Below are 15,599 nucleotides of genomic sequence, written 5' to 3'. Positions count from 1 at the left end.
GTTCAAAGTGGAAGCGCGATGCGCTGCCACTGGCCGCTGCGTTCGACCCGAAGCACCGACCCGCGCGCGGGCTCGGCGTCGAAGTCCCAGTCGCTCAGAACGATGCGAGAGGCTGAGCTCGTGCGGCACGGCAGGGTGTGAACCGCGGGGCGATGCGTATGGCCGTGGATCAGCACCGGTGCGTCGGCGGCTTCGAGCCAGGCGCAGGCAGCTTGCGCGTCCACCTCGGCCAACGCGTCGGCGGCAAGCGCACGTTGGCGTTCGGCGCTCTGCGCGCGCAGCGCCCGGGCCAGGGCGAGTCGCGCGTCGATCGGCTGGGCCAGAAAGGCCTGTTGCCATGGGTGCGCGCGCACCTCGGCGCGAAACGCTTGGTAGGCGGTGTCGCCGGTGCAGAGCGCGTCGCCGTGCGAGAGCAGCCAGCGCCTGCCGCCGAAGTGGAGCACCGTCGGGTCGGCCAGCGGCCGCACGCCGGTGCGGGCGAACCACGCGGGGCCGACGAGAAAGTCCCGGTTGCCCGGCATGAAATACACCGGGCGGTGGGCCGTCGCCTCCGAGAGCACCTCCGCACAGTCGCGTGCGAAGGCGTCGCTTTCGGCCAGGTCGTCGCCCACCCAGACCTCGAACAAGTCGCCGAGGATGAAGACGGCGTCGGCCGTCGTCCGGTGCAGATAGTCGCGCCAGACGGTAAAGGTGCGCGCTGCGGCGGCCTCCAGGTGCAGGTCGGCGATGAAGTCGACGGCACGCCAATCGGCGCGGGCGTCGAGGTCGGCCATCGCCGGAGCCTGCATGGCTACGTTTATTCCTTCACGATCGCGCGCTCGATCACCACGTCGGTGACGGGCACGTCGGCATGTCCGGCCTTGTTGCCGGTCTTGACCCTGGCGATCGCGTCGACGATCTCCTGGCCCGCGATCACCTTGCCGAAGACCGCATAGCCCCAGCCCTGCGCGCTCGGCGCCGTGTGGTTGAGGAAGTCGTTGTTCGCGACGTTGATGAAAAACTGGGCCGTGGCCGAGTGCGGCGCGCTGGTGCGGGCCATGGCAATGGTGTAGGTGTCGTTCTTCAGGCCGTTGTTGGCCTCGTTTTCGATCGGGGCGTCGGTCGCCTTTTGCTTCATGCCCGGCTCCATGCCGCCGCCCTGGATCATGAAGCTCGGGATGACGCGGTGAAACAGCGTGCCGTCGTAGTGGCCTTTGCGCACGTAGTTGAGAAAGTTCTCGACCGTCTTGGGCGCGCGTTCGGCGTCGAGTTCGAGGGTGATGACGCCGTGGTCTTTGATGTGCAGTTCGACTTGAGGGTTGCTCATGGGGGGGGCTCAGTTCAGAAGGGTGGCGGATTGGATGACGACGGGCGTGCGCGGTACATCGCGGCCGAACGGGCCGCCGGGGCCCGTCGGTACGCTGCGGATGCGGTCGATCACGTCCATGCCTTCGACGACGCGTCCGAACACGGCATAACCGTAGCCGTCCGGCCGCGGCGCGTCGAGGTTGGGATTGTCCACGACATTGATGAAAAACTGTGCCGTGGCCGAATTCGGGTTGGCCGTGCGCGCCATCGCAATCGTGCCGCGCTGGTTTTTGAGGCCGTTGTTCGCTTCGAGCTGGATCGGTGGGCGCGTGGGCCTCTGCGCGTATTGCGCGTCGTAGCCGCCACCCTGGATCATGAAGCCGTCGATGACGCGGTGAAAGACGGTGCCGTCGTAGTGCCCGGCGCGGACATAGGCGATGAAGTTTTCGACCGTCACAGGCGCTTTGGCCGGGTCGAGCTCGACCGTGAACGCGCCCAGGTTGGTGGAAAAGCGCACCCGCGGCGCGGGCGTTGCGGCCCGCGCTGCAGCAGCGCCCAGCGTGGCAAGGCTCGCTGCGGCCAGCAGCAGCGCGCGGCGACCGAAGTGGGGCGTATCGAGCTGGGAAAACGGCTTCATCCGATGACTCCTTCGAAAATGATTTTCCAGTGGGTACCGCGACGCACCCAATACTGGCGCTTTACGGGCCCGGTTCGGGCGCCGGCGACGACTTCACCGAAGGTGGTCACCATGATGTCGTCGCTGTCGGTCCAACGCAGAACACTCAAGTCTTTGAGTTCGATTTCACGTCCCCGCGTCGCAGCGACCTCCTGCGCGAGGGCGGGCATCCACTCGGGCAGTGTGCGCTTGTAGGTGCGAAACTCCGGGGCATAGAACGCGAGCACCCGCTGAACATCACCGCTGCTTTTCGCCGTGCGCCAGGCCCTGAGCGTGTCCTCGAAGCCCTTGATCTCGGCCCGTAGGGCCTGCGGGGACGCCCAATGCAGCTGGCGGGCGATCACCACGGGGGTGGAGCGAACCTCGACCGTGCGGATGATGTGGTTGAGGTCGGTGTTGGCGAGCACGATGCAGCCATCCGAAGCCTGCGGTGCGCGCGCGTACTGACCCGGCGGCGTGCCATGTAGCCAGATCCCGTTGCCGGAGCGACCCCGCAGTTGATCGATCGGGTTGGGGTAGTTGATCGGCAGGGCACCGGAGCCGTAGAAGTCTTTGAGGCTGCGCGGGTCCAGGTTGCTGGTGATGTAGTAGACACCCAGCGGGGTGCGCTGGTCGCCCTCGGCCTGCTTGTCGACACCGAGCTTGCCCACCGAGATGTAATAGTCCGCGACGAGCCGCAGACCCTGCTCGGCCGTGTTCTCGAACAAATACAGCCGCGAACGCGAGGTATCGATCGCGATGGCGTGGCGCGTGCGCGGCGAGAGCGCCACGAAGTTGCTCGGAATCTTGCCGGGTGGCGGCCGCTCGCGCAGCGCGCGCAGACGCTGACGCGACTCTTCGCGCAAATCACTCAAGGCTTCAGGGGCGGCCCGCTCGGCCGTGTCGGGAACGTCACCGAAGCGGCTCACTGGCCGCACACGGCTGCTGAGCAAGTCGCCGTAGACCAGCTGAGCGAGTTGAAAGTCGGGATAGTCGTTGACCAGCTGCTGCGCGGCTTCGAGCGCGGCGCGCGTTTCGGCACGGCCGATCAGGCGGTAGACGGCCATCAGACGGGCTTCCGCGTCACCACTGGGCCGGGCTTCGGTCTTGGACGGCGCGCGCGGCGATGCCGCAGAGGGCGCTGACGCGTGTGCCCGAGCCGCAGCCCGCTCGCTGCGCGCCGAAGCTTGGGTGACGAACGTCAAGGTCGCTATTAAAGAAATAGCGATCAGCGACCATTTCATGCCGGCAATCCCGGAAAAATCTGTGAAGTCGCGTGCGATGCGGCACGCGGCGACGGCGGCGCTCAACCGCCGGTCGTCTCGCGCACGATGAGCCAGCGGTCACCGGACTTCACGAGGTCCAGCCGCTTGCGGCTGGTGACGTGCAAGCCATCGGCCCGGTAATCCTGGCGGAATTGCGCGCTGGCCTTCGACCCGTCGACGGACACCTTGAGGTCCTCGATGCGGACTTCGATCCGCGACTTGCCCAGGATGCGGCTGCGGCGCTCTTCCTCCCAGGACTTACGTGGCTTCTTCCCCGGCGTCTCGAATTGCGGCGCATAGGCCGAGAAATACTTGCCGAGGTCCTTCGAGGCCCATGCCGTGGCCCAGGCACGCACGGCGGCTTCGACCGCACGCGCTTCCGGGGCGGGCGCGGCGCTCGGGGCCGCTGCGGTCGAAGCCGATCCCGTGGCTGCTGGGGCCGTTTTCGCCGCGGCGCTGGCCGCTGGCGCCGGCACCGGCGCGACGGCGGATGCTGCTGGCGCGGCAGGGGCGGGCTTGGCTGCAGCCGAAGCCGTTTTTGCACTGGCTGGCGGCTGTTTGGCGGGTGCTGCAGCGCCCTTGGGCGCCGGCGCCAACAGTTCGCGGATCAGGGCGAGCTTGGGCTGGACGGCGGTGTTGCTGGCATCGAGCTGCAGCGCCTTGCTGTAGGCCTGGCTGGCCAGCCGGGCGTAGACGTCCCCGAGGTTTTCGTGCGCGGTGGCGTAGCTCGGGTTGGTGCGGATGGCCATTTCCAACGCGGCACGCGCCTTGTCGTACTGGTTCTGCGCGGCGTAGAGCACGGCGAGGTTGTTGTAAGGCTCGGGCAGTTCGGGATAGTCCTCGGTGAGCTTGACGAAGACGTTGATCGCGTCCGCGGTTTTTCCCATTTCGGTCAGCACGACCCCCTTAAGGAAGCGCAGGCGCGGATCGCCGGGCTTGGCCGTCAAGGCCTGGTCGACGCGGGCGAGCGCCTCGGAGCTTTTGCCCGCACGCAGCAGCTGGGTCACGTCACTGGCCTCATCGGCCCAGGCATAGGGGCCGGCCAGCGCGAGCACGAGGACGCTCAGCGACGCGCGGCGCAAGAAGCGTGTAAGCATCGGGTTTGGGTTGACGTTCATGGATTTGGGAGGATGTGGCGTCGAACTGGAGCCAGCCCAAGGGACTGGCCGTCGGTATACTGAAACGATTGTAGCCACCCATCACGGGTCGCCTTGCGCGCGTGCGCTGCACCGTGATCTCGGCGCCGCCGGCCGTGCAGGCGCCTTTTTTGTTTTCCGAATTTTCCATGAGCCTACGCATTTACAACACGCTCGCGCGTGCGCTGGAGGCATTCCAGCCGCTCGAACCCGGCCATGTGCGCATGTATGTTTGCGGCATGACGGTCTATGACTTCTGCCACCTCGGCCATGCGCGCTCGATGATCGCCTTCGACGTGGTGCAGCGCTGGCTGCGCACTTCGGGCTATCGCGTCACTTATGTGCGCAACATCACCGACATCGATGACAAGATCATCCGTCGCGCGCTGGAAAACGGCGAGACGCTGCGCAGCCTGACCGACCGCATGATCGCGGCGCTGCACGAAGACGCCGATGCGCTCGGGGTCGAGCGCCCGAGCTTCGAGCCGCGCGCCACGGACTATGTGCCCCAGATGCTCTCACTGATCCACACGCTGGAAGACAAGGGGCTCGCCTATCGCGGCGAGGGCGGCGACGTCAACTTTGCGGTGCGGCGTTTTGCCGGCTACGGCAAGCTCTCGGGCAAGTCGCTCGATGAACTGCATGCGGGCGAGCGCGTCGCGGTGGCCGCGGGCAAGGAAGATCCGCTCGACTTCGTGCTTTGGAAAGCCGCCAAACCCGAGGAGCCGGAAGAGGCCAAGTGGAGCGACACCGTCGAGCCCGCACATCCCTACGGGCGCGGGCGACCGGGCTGGCACATCGAATGCTCGGCGATGAGCTGCGCGCTGCTCGGTGAGACCTTCGACATCCACGGCGGCGGCGCCGATCTGCAGTTTCCGCACCACGAAAACGAGATTGCGCAAAGCGAGGGCGCGCACGGCAAACCGCTGGCGCGCTTTTGGATGCACAACGGCTTCATCAACGTCGACAACGAGAAGATGTCGAAGTCGCTCGGCAACTTTTTCACCATCCGCGATGTGCTCCAGCGGTTCGACGCCGAAACCGTGCGCTTCTTCGTGGTGCGCAGCCACTACCGCAGCCCGCTCAACTACAGCGATGCGCATCTGGCCGATGCGCGCGCGGCGCTCAAGCGGCTCTACACCGCGCTCGACGCCGTGCCGCCCGAGCCGTTGGCTGCCATCGACTGGAGCGAACCGTACGCCGCGCGTTTCAAGGCTGCGATGGACGAAGACTTCGGCACGCCCGAGGCCGTTGCGGTGTTGTTCGACCTCGCCGGCGAAGTGAACCGCACGCGCTCCGGCGCGCTCAGCGGCTTGCTTCAGGCGCTCGGGGGTGTGCTGGGCTTGCTGCAAGACGAGCCGCGGCGTTTTCTGCAAAGTGGCGGCGCGGCGCAGTCGATCGACGCCGCGTGGGTGGAGGAGCGCATCGCGGCGCGCGCCGCAGCCAAGGCGCGCCGCGACTTTGCGCAGGCCGATGCCATCCGCGCGGAGCTGGCCGCCGCCGGCGTGGTTCTCAAAGACGCTGCCTCGGGAACCACTTGGGAAGTGGCGGCGCCATGACGTCCCGAGACGACTTGGATGCACCCCTGCGGGTTCCCGCGGCGGGCCCGGTGGCGGACGCGGTTGGGGGCCTGTCGCCTTGCGTCAAGCCCGCATACTGGGATGAAGCGACGCGCCACCTCATGCGCAAGGACCGGGTGCTCAAGCGCCTGATTCCGCGGTTTGGTGATGCCTGCCTCGAATCCCGCGGCGACGCGTTCGGCACGCTGGCGCGTTCGATCATCGGCCAGCAAATTTCGGTCAAGGCCGCGCAGTCGGTCTGGGACCGCTTCAAAGTGCTTGCAGACGAGGTGACGCCGCGCGCGGTCTTGCGCATGCGCGTCGATGACATGCGCGCCGCAGGCCTGTCCGCGCGCAAGGTGGAATACCTGATCGACCTGGCGCTGCATTTCGACTCGGGCGCGCTGCACGTCGAGGCTTGGCCCCAGATGGACGACGAAGCCATCATCCGCGAACTGATTGCGATTCGCGGCGTGGGCCGCTGGACGGCCGAGATGTTCTTGATTTTTCACCTCTTGCGGCCCGACGTGCTGCCGCTCGACGACGTCGGGCTCATCCGCGGCATCAGTGAAAACTATTTTTCTGGCGAATCGGTGAGCCGCAGCGATGCCCGCGAGGTGGCCGCCGCCTGGGCGCCTTACCGCAGCGTGGCGACTTGGTATATTTGGCGCGCTTTGGATCCCCACCCCGTTTCCTACTGAACTGAATGCGATCTGGGGTGGCCGCAGGGCGCGGCGCCGACCTCGGCGGCCTGCAGCGTCCGATCCACCCGGGGCTCCAACACCCGAATTCACGAGGAGAACGGCCTTGGCCAAGAAGACCTATCTCGACTTCGAGCAGCCGATCGCAGAGCTCGAAAGCAAGATCGAGGAATTGCGCTATGTCCAGAGCGAGTCGGCGGTGGACATTTCCGAAGAAATCGAGCAGCTCAGCAAAAAGAGCCAGCAGCTGACGAAGGACATCTATTCCGACCTCACGCCGTGGCAGATCACGAAGATTGCGCGCCACCCCGAGCGTCCCTACACGCTCGACTATGTTTCGGAAATCTTCACCGACTTCACCGAAATGCACGGCGACCGCCATTTCGCCGACGACCTCTCGATCGTCGGCGGGCTGGCCCGGTTCAACGGCATGCCGTGCATGGTGATCGGCCACCAAAAAGGCCGTGACACCAAAGAGCGCGCCTTGCGCAATTTCGGCATGACCAAGCCCGAGGGCTATCGCAAGGCGCTGCGCCTCATGAAAACCGCGGAGAAGTTCGGGCTGCCGGTGTTCACCTTTGTCGACACACCGGGCGCCTACCCCGGCATCGACGCCGAGGAGCGCGGCCAGTCCGAGGCCATCGGCCGCAACATCTTCGAGATGGCGCAGCTCGAAGTGCCGATCGTCACCACCATCATCGGCGAAGGCGGCTCGGGCGGCGCGCTGGCGATCTCGGTCGCCGACCAGGTCTTGATGCTGCAGTACGCGGTCTACTCGGTCATCAGTCCCGAGGGCTGCGCGTCGATCCTGTGGAAGACCGCCGACAAGGCCGAGGAGGCCGCCGCGGCCCTGGGCATCACCGCGCATCGCCTCAAAGCGTTGGGCTTGGTCGACAAAATCGTCAATGAACCCGTGGGCGGGGCGCACCGCGACCCCAAGCAGATGGCCGCCTTCCTCAAGCGCGCCTTGGCCGAAGCCTGGCGCCAACTCGCCGACCTCAAGACCAAAGACCTGCTCGACCGGCGCTACGCGCGCCTGATGAGCTATGGCCGCTTCACCGACACCAAGGCGGAACGACGCTGAGGCGGCGGCCGCTCCTCGCGTCCGACTGCCGGCGCGCGGCGTTCATCGATGATGAACACCGCGGTCGATGTCGCCCTGGCGCGCTTTCAGCCGCGGCTGCCGCTGGCCGTGGCCTACAGCGGTGGGGCCGATTCGACGGCTTTGCTGCTCGCGTGCGCCCAGCGTTGGCCAGGCCGGGTCCACGCGATCCACGTCCACCACGGCTTGCAGCCCGCGGCCGATGCGTTCGAGCAGGCGTGCCGTGCCTTTTGCGCCCAGATCGGCGTGCCGCTGAGCGTGGGCCGCGTCGACGCCCGTCACCGCTGCGGCGAGAGCCCCGAAGACGCTGCCCGGCGCGCCCGATATGAAGAAATTCGGCGGATTGCCGGCGCCATTCGGTCGCCGGATGCTATTGAAGATATAGCGCTGGCGCACCACGCCGACGACCAGGTGGAAACCCTGCTGATTGCGCTCTCGCGTGGGGCGGGCCTGCCCGGCTTGGCGGCCATGCCCGCGGTGGCCGAGCGCTCGGGCCTGCGCTGGCACCGCCCGCTGTTGGAAGTGCCTGCGGGGGCGATCCGCGAGTGGCTGCGCTGCCGGGGCGTGCGCTGGATCGAGGACCCGACCAACGCCGACCCGCAGTACCTGCGCAACCGTCTGCGGGCCACGGTTTTGCCGGCGCTCGACGCGAGCCTGCCGCAGTTTCGAGCGCTCTTTGCGCGCAGCGCCCGCCACGCAGCCGAGGCGCAAGGTCTGCTCGAGGAACTCGCGCGCGAAGACCTCGAGCGCGTGGGCGATCCGCCCGCCCTCGCAGCGCTGCGCTTGCTCTCGGAGCCGCGCCGCCGCAACCTCTTGCGGTTCTGGCTGCGGACCCGGCATGGCACCACGCCGACGGCCGCGCAGCTGTCCGAACTCTCGAGGCAGATTGCCCACTGCAGCACGCGCGGCCATGGACTGCGGATTCGCGTCGGCCGAGGGCTGGCGGAGCGCCGCGGCGACTGTCTGGTGTGGATGCCCGAAGAAAGCTAAACCCTGGCTCGGCACGTGCTTCGACCTCGTCAGGTCCGGTCAGGACGGGCCGATACAATCGGGAGTGGTCCAGTGTCGTCATCGAAGCTCACCGGCAGCGGCTTCGTCTGCGGCGCGTGACGGCCTCGCGACCCGGCGCCGCGTGGATCGTGGCGCCTGCCCGCCGCTTCGCGTCTGGATGGCGCCGGAACCCTCCCTACTTATTCGCAGCTTGCAAGCATCATGTCATTGATCGTTCACAAATACGGCGGCACGTCGATGGGCTCGACCGAGCGCATCCGCAACGTCGCCAAGCGCGTGGCCAAGTGGGCCCGCGCCGGCCACCAGATGGTCGTCGTTCCGAGCGCCATGAGCGGCGAGACCAACCGCCTGCTCGGCCTGGCCAAGGAACTCGCTCCCGAGCGGCCCGACACCGCGTACTACCGTGAACTCGACATGCTGGCGGCCACTGGAGAGCAAGCCTCGAGCGCGCTGCTCGCGATCGCCTTGCAAGCCGAGGGCCTCGAAGCCGTCAGCTACGCGGGCTGGCAGGTTCCGATCCGCACCGATAGCGCCTACACCAAAGCGCGCATCGACTCGATCGACGACGCGCGGGTGCGTGCCGATCTGGCCGCTGGCAAGGTCGTCATCGTCACTGGTTTTCAGGGCGTGGACGAGGCCGGCAACATCACGACCTTGGGCCGTGGTGGCTCGGACACCTCGGCCGTGGCGGTGGCCGCAGCGCTCAAGGCCGATGAATGCTTGATCTACACCGACGTGGACGGCGTTTACACCACCGATCCGCGCATCGTCCCCGAGGCTCGGCGGCTGCACTCGATCAGCTTCGAGGAAATGCTCGAAATGGCCAGCCTCGGCTCGAAGGTGCTGCAGATTCGCTCGGTCGAGTTTGCCGGCAAATACAAAGTGCCGCTGCGTGTGCTGTCGAGTTTCACACCGTGGGACATCCCCATCGAAGAAGAGGCCCGCTCGGGAACCCTGATTACTTTTGAGGAAGATGAAGACATGGAACAAGCCGTAGTCTCGGGAATCGCGTTCAACCGCGACGAAGCGAAAATCTCCGTTCTGGGCGTGCCCGACAAGCCCGGCATTGCTGCCCAAATCCTCGGCGCCGTCGCTGACGCCAACATCGAGGTGGACATGATCATCCAGAATGTCGGCAAAGAGGGGCGGACCGACTTCAGCTTCACCGTGCACCGCAACGATTACGCCCGCACCATGGACCTGCTGAAGGAAAAAGTGGCTCCGGCCCTGGGCGCGCAGGAAGTGGTGGGGGACGCGAAGATTTGCAAAGTGTCCATCGTCGGCATCGGCATGCGCAGCCATGTCGGCGTGGCCAGCACCATGTTCCGCAGCCTCTCGGAAGAGGGCATCAACATCCAGATGATCTCCACCTCCGAGATCAAGACCTCGGTCGTCATCGACGAGAAATACATGGAACTCGCCGTGCGGGCCCTGCATCGCGCATTCGGCCTCGACGCCGAATGAGGTTCCCGCCGCCGAGCCGCCGTGCTCTGGCATAATGGCGAGACTGGAGACGTGACCGAGAGGCCGAAGGTGCTCCCCTGCTAAGGGAGTATGCGCGCTAAAACGTGCATCGAGGGTTCGAATCCCTCCGTCTCCGCCAAAAAGGAAAAGCCCCGACTGCTCATGCATCGGGGCTTTTGTTTTTCCCCCTCGACCCCGGGCGCAGTCTCACTCGTCGATCGACGCGCTCCAGCGCCCGTTCCATCGGGCCTTGCCAAGCTCGCGGCGGTCGCGCTTGGTGGGGCGGCCGTGGGTCAGCGTCAGCGCGGGCTCGGGCGCAAGGCGGCGTTGTTCAGCGGCGCGCTCGCGCTCGGCAATGCTCTCGGGTGTTTCTTCGTAGAGGGCTTGCGCCACGCTGGCCGGCCCGCGCTGGGCGCTGATGCCGCGCACCACCACGGTGCGCTGCACCGATCCCTGGCGCAGCTGCACGGTGTCGCCGGGTTTGACCTCGCGTGCGGGCTTGGCCACGAGGCCATTGATCTGCACACGGCCTTTGTCGATTTCTTCCACGGCCAGCGCGCGGGTCTTGTAGAAGCGCGCGGCCCACAGCCATTTGTCGATGCGCAAGCGGTCCATGGGCTGCATTGTCGCGCCACAGGGTCTTGGGACGGAGGTCAGGGGCGCTGGAAGGACAGGATTTGATGCTTTTGCGCGAAGCCCCACCGTCAAATGGTCAGGTAGTGCTATCAAAAATGATATGCCCGGTGGTCTCGAGGCCGCGCTACCATCGCGCCATGGACGCTTCCCGCACCGAACCGGCCGACGCCGCGGCCGCGCTGCCGCGCGATGCGCAAGGCATTCTTGCGCTGGCGGCGCGCTCGCTGTTCTCGGTGCTCGCCAGCGCCAGCGAGGGCATGCTGCTGGTCGACCGCGAGGCGCGGGTGGTTTGGATCAACGACCAGTACCGCCGCTTTCTGCCCGCGCTGGGCTTTGCCCGCGAGGAGGACTTCGTCGGCCATCCAGTGTCGGCCGTGGTGCAGAACACGCAGATGCACAAGGTGCTGGAGACGGGCAAGCCCATCCTCATTGACCTGCTGACCAACCGCGCGGGCACCTTCGTCGTCAGCCGCATTCCGCTGCGCGACGACGGCGGCGAGGTCATCGGGGCGCTGGGCATCGTGCTGTTCGACCAGCCGCAGGAGAGCCTGCAGCCGCTGATCGCCAAGTTTTCGCTGCTGCAGCGCGACCTCGACGAGGCGCGCCGCGAACTGGCCGCGCAGCGCAGCGCGCTGGGTGGCGGCCAGCGGCAGGCGAAGTACACCTTCGCGAGCTTCGTCGGCTCCAGCGCCGCCGCACAGGAGGTCAAGCGCCAGGCGCGGCGCGCGGCGCGCTCGAGCAGCCCGGTGCTGCTGCTCGGCGAGACCGGCACCGGCAAGGAACTGCTCGCGCATGCCATCCACGCAGCCTCGCCGCGCGCGCAGGGGCCGTTCGTGAGCGTGAATATCGCCGCCGTGCCCGACACCTTGCTCGAAGCCGAGTTCTTCGGCGTCGCCCCCGGCGCCTACACCGGCGCGGATCGCAAGGGCCGCGACGGCAAGTTCAAGCTCGCCGACGGCGGCACCCTGTTTCTCGATGAAATCGGCGACATGCCGCAGGGCCTGCAGGCCAAGCTGCTGCGCGCGCTGCAGGAAGGCGAGATCGAGCCGCTGGGCTCCAACCGGCTGGTGCCCTTCGACGCGCGCATCATCGCCGCCACCTCGCGCGACCTGGCTGCACTGGTGCGCGAGGGGCGCTTTCGCGAGGATTTGTTCTACCGGCTCAACGTGCTGCCGCTGCGCGTGCCGCCGTTGCGCGAGCGCCGCGAGGACATCCCCGCCCTGGTCGAGGTGCTCGCCGAAGACCTGGCCCACCGTGCCGGCGTGGTGCCGCCTGAACTGCTGCCCGATGCGCTGGCGCTGCTGGCCGCGCAGAGCTGGCGCGGCAATATCCGTGAACTGCGCAATGTGCTGGAGCAGGCGGCACTCTCGGCCGACGGGCCGCGCATCGATGCCGCGCAGCTCGAGCGCCTGCTGCACCACTCGGGCCTTGGGCCGGTGGCGCCTGCGCTCAGCCCTGTAGCCGACACGGCCGGCGCCGCCGCGCTTCTGCGGCCGCTGGCCGAGCAGGTGGCCGAGATCGAAGGCCGTGCCATCACTGCCGCACTTGAAGCCACTCACGGCAATAAGCTCGCTGCCGCACGACTGCTGGGCATTTCCCGAGCGACGCTGTACGAACGCTTGGGTAAACCCTGATCGAACTTCAGACAACTGTTCGATATTCGGACATTGTGAATGTCTATATATTGAACGCTGACTGGGTTGTTCAAGCGGCAGATAGCGGCACATCAAGCACTTGCCGCCTGGCATGAAGCATGCAACGCATGGGCAAACCACCGAACAAGGAGACTGCCCCATGCAACGCCGCACCACCCTCGCGCTGGCCACTCTGGCCGCTGCTGCCCTGGTCACGCCGCTGGCCCTGGCCCAGGCCAAGGATGTGAAGCTCGCGCTGATCTACAGCAAGACCGGGCCGCTCGAGGCCTACGGCAAGCAGACCGCCACCGGTTTTCGCATGGGGCTGGAGTACGCCACCGGCGGCACCATGACGGTGGCCGGGCGCAAGATCACAGTGATCGAGAAGGATGACCAGGGCAAGCCCGACCTGGGCAAGAGCCTGCTCGCCGCCGCTTATGGCGACGACAAGGTGGACCTGGCCGTGGGGCCGACTGCGTCGCCCGTGGCGCTGGCCATGCTGCCGGTGGCCGAAGAGTACAAAAAAATCCTGCTGGTCGAGCCGGCCGTGGCCGACTCCATCACCGGCGAGAAGTGGAACCGCTACATCTTCCGCACCGGTCGCAACTCCAGCCAGGACGCCATCGCCAACGCTGTGGCGCTGGACAAGGAGGGCGTCTCCATCGTCACCATGGCGCAGGACTCGGCCTTTGGGCGCGACGGCGTCAAGGCCTTCCGCAATGCGCTCAAGAAGGCCAAGATCGTGCACGAGGAGTACCTGCCCCCGGCTACCACCGACTTCACCGCCGGGGGCCAGCGCATGATCGACAAGCTCAAAGGCTTGCCCGGGCGCAAGGTGATCTTCATCATCTGGGCCGGCGGCAACCCGTTCAAGATCGCCGACCTCGACCTCAAACGCTACGGCATCGAAATCGCCACCGGTGGCAACATCCTGCCCGCCATGACGGCCTACAAGCAGTTCCCCGGCATGGAAGGCGCGGCCTACTACTACTTCGGCATTCCGAAGAACCCGGTCAACGAGGCGCTGGTATCCATGCACTACCGCGAGTTCAAGACGCCGCCGGACTTCTTCACCGCAGGCGGCTTCGCCGCGGCGATGGCGGTGGTCACCGCGCTGCAGAAGACCAACGGCGACACCGACACCGAGAAGCTCATCCGCACCATGGAAGGCATGAGCTTCGACACGCCCAAAGGCAAGATGACCTTCCGCAAGGAAGACCACCAGGCCATGCAGAGCATGTATCACTTCCGCATCAAGGTGGACCCGGCGTTTGCCTGGGGCGTTCCCGAGCTGATCCACGAGATCAAGCCCGAGGAAATGAACGTGCCCATCCTCAACAAGCGCTAAGCGCCGCGTCGCATCCCCCGCGCTTGCGTTCTCCGGCCGGCCCCGCGTGGGCCGGGCGCAGCCATGCTCGAAACCCAGGATCTCACCGTTCGTTTTGGCGGCCATGTGGCGGTCAACGCCGTCTCGTGCCGTTTCACGCCGGGCACGCTCACGGCCATCGTCGGCCCCAACGGCGCGGGCAAGACGACGTATTTCAACCTCATCTCCGGCCAGATCGCCGCCACCGCTGGCCAGGTACGACTCGACGGCCAGGTGCTCGACGGCCTGAGCGCCTCTGCACGCACCCGCGCCGGGCTGGGACGCGCGTTTCAGCTCACCAACCTGTTCCCGCACCTGAGCGTGCTGGAGAACGTGCGCCTGGCCGTGCAGGCCACGCGCGAGGGCGCGCACCGCCGCGGCCTCAACCTCTGGAGCCTATGGAGCGACCACCGCGCGCTGACCGAACGCGCCGAGGCGATTCTGGAGTCGGTGGCGATGAGCGCGCGCGCCCACAACCTGGTGGCCGGCCTGCCGCACGGCGACCAGCGCAAGCTCGAAGTGGCGCTGCTGATGGCCCTCGAACCCAAGGTGTACCTGTTCGACGAGCCCACTGCGGGCATGAGCCATGACGAGGCGCCGGTGATCCTCGACCTCATCCGCCGCCTCAAGGCCGATGCGCGGCACACGATCCTGCTCGTCGAGCACAAGATGGACGTGGTGCGCGAACTGGCCGACCGCATCATCGTGCTGCACAACGGCACCCTGGTTGCCGACGGCGAGCCCGCTGCCGTGATGGCCTCGGACGTGGTGCAGCAGGCCTATCTCGGCACCGCCGCGGACGAGGGCGGGACGGCCGCTGCGCCGTCGGGGGGCGGCGCAGCGGCCCCGGGCGAAGCGGGGAGGGCGGCGGCATGAACACCGTTTCCTCACCGCCGGCCCCGCTGGCCAGCGCGCCGCAGGCTGTCGCGGCCGAGCCGCTGCTCACGCTGCAAGGCGTGCACACTCACATCGGCGCCTACCACATCTTGCACGGCGTGGACCTGAGCGTGCCGCACGGACAGGTCACGCTGCTGCTCGGGCGCAACGGCGCGGGCAAGACCACCACGCTGCGCACCATCATGGGTTTGTGGAAGGCGTCGTCGGGCGCACTGCGTTTCGACGGGCATCTGCTGAGCGCGCTTTCCACGCCGCAGATTGCGCAGCTCGGCATCGCCTACGTGCCGGAGAACATGGGCATCTTTGCCGACCTCACGGTCAAGGAAAACCTGCTGCTCGCGGCCCGGCGCGCGCGCACCGCCGCGCAGATCGACAGCGCGCGGCTGCAATGGATTTTTTCGCTCTTTCCGGCGGTGGAAAAGTTCTGGAACCACCCGGCGGGCAAGCTCTCGGGTGGGCAAAAGCAGATGCTCGCGGTGGCGCGCGCCATCGTCGAGCCGCGCCGCCTGCTCATTGTCGACGAGCCCAGCAAGGGGCTGGCACCGGCCATCGTGAACAACATGATCGACGCCTTTGCCCAGCTCAAGGCCAGCGGCGTGACGCTGCTGCTGGTGGAGCAGAACCTTGCCTTCGCGCGCCGCCTGGGCGACACGGTGGCGGTGATGGACAACGGCCGCGTGGTGCACGCCGGCGCGATGGCGGCGTTCTCCGCCGATGCCGAGCTGCAGCAGCGGCTGCTGGGACTCTCCATCTGAAGATTTTTGATGTTTTCCCCCGAACCCCAGCGCGAAATGGTCAGGTAACGCTATGAAAAAAGGAGTTCTCGGTCCTGCTTGCGGCACCGCTAGGCAACGGTCCCGCCGGTCTGCGCGGGCCCGTTGCGCAG

15 protein-coding genes and 1 tRNA gene are annotated in these 15,599 nt (G+C 66.9%); 10 read left to right on the top strand and 6 right to left on the bottom strand.

All coding sequences use genetic code 11. From position 1 onward, the window contains the following. Positions 1-2: 2 nt before the first annotated feature. The 5 genes from EDC62_RS01845 to EDC62_RS01825 all read right to left on the bottom strand — a co-directional run bounded on the left by EDC62_RS01845 (position 3) and on the right by EDC62_RS01825 (position 4,304). Positions 3-788 (bottom strand): UDP-2,3-diacylglucosamine diphosphatase, encoded by a 786-nt coding sequence (locus EDC62_RS01845; RefSeq protein WP_124219811.1) that lies wholly within the window; start codon positions 786-788, stop codon positions 3-5. Between the two features lie 8 nt (positions 789-796). Then, positions 797-1,306: a peptidylprolyl isomerase gene (locus tag EDC62_RS01840; protein WP_124219808.1), complete on the bottom strand. Its 510-nt coding sequence runs from the start codon at positions 1,304-1,306 to the stop codon at positions 797-799. Between the two features lie 9 nt (positions 1,307-1,315). Beyond that, positions 1,316-1,924 (bottom strand): peptidylprolyl isomerase, encoded by a 609-nt coding sequence (locus EDC62_RS01835; protein WP_124219806.1) that lies wholly within the window; start codon positions 1,922-1,924, stop codon positions 1,316-1,318. After that, the gene (locus tag EDC62_RS01830; RefSeq protein ID WP_124219804.1) at positions 1,921-3,186 is read right to left on the bottom strand and encodes a L,D-transpeptidase family protein; all 1,266 of its coding nucleotides are present in this window, start codon (positions 3,184-3,186) and stop codon (positions 1,921-1,923) included. The genes EDC62_RS01835 and EDC62_RS01830 overlap by 4 nt, the downstream gene beginning before the upstream one ends. A gap of 62 nt (positions 3,187-3,248) precedes the next feature. Further along, complete coding sequence (locus EDC62_RS01825; RefSeq protein ID WP_124219802.1) at positions 3,249-4,304, bottom strand: tetratricopeptide repeat protein; 1,056 nt, start codon at positions 4,302-4,304, stop codon at positions 3,249-3,251. A 188-nt stretch (positions 4,305-4,492) separates the two neighbouring features. On the opposite strand from EDC62_RS01825, the gene cysS reads away from it, so the two are divergent. The 6 genes from cysS (at position 4,493) to EDC62_RS01795 (ending at position 10,319) form a co-directional block, all read left to right on the top strand. Further along, positions 4,493-5,902, top strand: a complete 1,410-nt coding sequence (gene cysS / locus EDC62_RS01820) for a cysteine--tRNA ligase (protein WP_124219800.1) — start codon at positions 4,493-4,495, stop codon at positions 5,900-5,902. Next, positions 5,899-6,603 (top strand): DNA-3-methyladenine glycosylase family protein, encoded by a 705-nt coding sequence (locus EDC62_RS01815; RefSeq protein ID WP_124219797.1) that lies wholly within the window; start codon positions 5,899-5,901, stop codon positions 6,601-6,603. Before cysS ends, EDC62_RS01815 begins: the two co-directional genes overlap by 4 nt. Before the next feature lie 106 nt (positions 6,604-6,709). Continuing rightward, positions 6,710-7,687: an acetyl-CoA carboxylase carboxyltransferase subunit alpha gene (locus EDC62_RS01810; RefSeq protein ID WP_124219795.1), complete on the top strand. Its 978-nt coding sequence runs from the start codon at positions 6,710-6,712 to the stop codon at positions 7,685-7,687. Positions 7,688-7,738: 51 nt separating this feature from the next. Beyond that, on the top strand, positions 7,739-8,695 hold the full coding sequence (gene tilS, locus EDC62_RS01805) for a tRNA lysidine(34) synthetase TilS (RefSeq protein WP_124221076.1): 957 nt from the start codon (positions 7,739-7,741) through the stop codon (positions 8,693-8,695). A 222-nt stretch (positions 8,696-8,917) separates the two neighbouring features. Continuing rightward, positions 8,918-10,180 (top strand): aspartate kinase, encoded by a 1,263-nt coding sequence (locus tag EDC62_RS01800; protein ID WP_124219793.1) that lies wholly within the window; start codon positions 8,918-8,920, stop codon positions 10,178-10,180. A gap of 45 nt (positions 10,181-10,225) precedes the next feature. Then, positions 10,226-10,319: transfer RNA gene (locus EDC62_RS01795), tRNA-Ser, on the top strand. Positions 10,320-10,387: 68 nt separating this feature from the next. Here the strand turns inward: EDC62_RS01795 and EDC62_RS01790 are convergent. Next, entirely contained in the window at positions 10,388-10,795 is a 408-nt protein-coding gene (locus EDC62_RS01790) for an RNA-binding S4 domain-containing protein (protein WP_425469937.1), read from the bottom strand. A gap of 158 nt (positions 10,796-10,953) precedes the next feature. Between EDC62_RS01790 and EDC62_RS01785 the strand changes: the two genes are divergently transcribed. The 4 genes from EDC62_RS01785 to EDC62_RS01770 all read left to right on the top strand — a co-directional run bounded on the left by EDC62_RS01785 (position 10,954) and on the right by EDC62_RS01770 (position 15,468). Then, positions 10,954-12,450 (top strand): sigma-54 interaction domain-containing protein, encoded by a 1,497-nt coding sequence (locus EDC62_RS01785; protein ID WP_124219787.1) that lies wholly within the window; start codon positions 10,954-10,956, stop codon positions 12,448-12,450. A gap of 160 nt (positions 12,451-12,610) precedes the next feature. After that, positions 12,611-13,798, top strand: a complete 1,188-nt coding sequence (locus EDC62_RS01780) for a substrate-binding domain-containing protein (protein WP_124219784.1) — start codon at positions 12,611-12,613, stop codon at positions 13,796-13,798. Positions 13,799-13,861: 63 nt separating this feature from the next. After that, positions 13,862-14,692, top strand: a complete 831-nt coding sequence (locus EDC62_RS01775; protein WP_124219781.1) for an ABC transporter ATP-binding protein — start codon at positions 13,862-13,864, stop codon at positions 14,690-14,692. Beyond that, positions 14,689-15,468 carry an ABC transporter ATP-binding protein gene (locus EDC62_RS01770; RefSeq protein WP_124219779.1) on the top strand — a complete coding sequence of 260 codons (780 nt, stop codon included), beginning with the start codon at positions 14,689-14,691 and terminating at the stop codon, positions 15,466-15,468. The genes EDC62_RS01775 and EDC62_RS01770 overlap by 4 nt, the downstream gene beginning before the upstream one ends. Positions 15,469-15,599: the final 131 nt, after the last annotated feature.

It is taken from the genome of Tibeticola sediminis, from assembly GCF_003843835.1.
Lineage (GTDB): Bacteria > Pseudomonadota > Gammaproteobacteria > Burkholderiales > Burkholderiaceae_C > Tibeticola > Tibeticola sediminis.
This window is presented reverse-complemented; position numbering and strand designations above follow the sequence as displayed.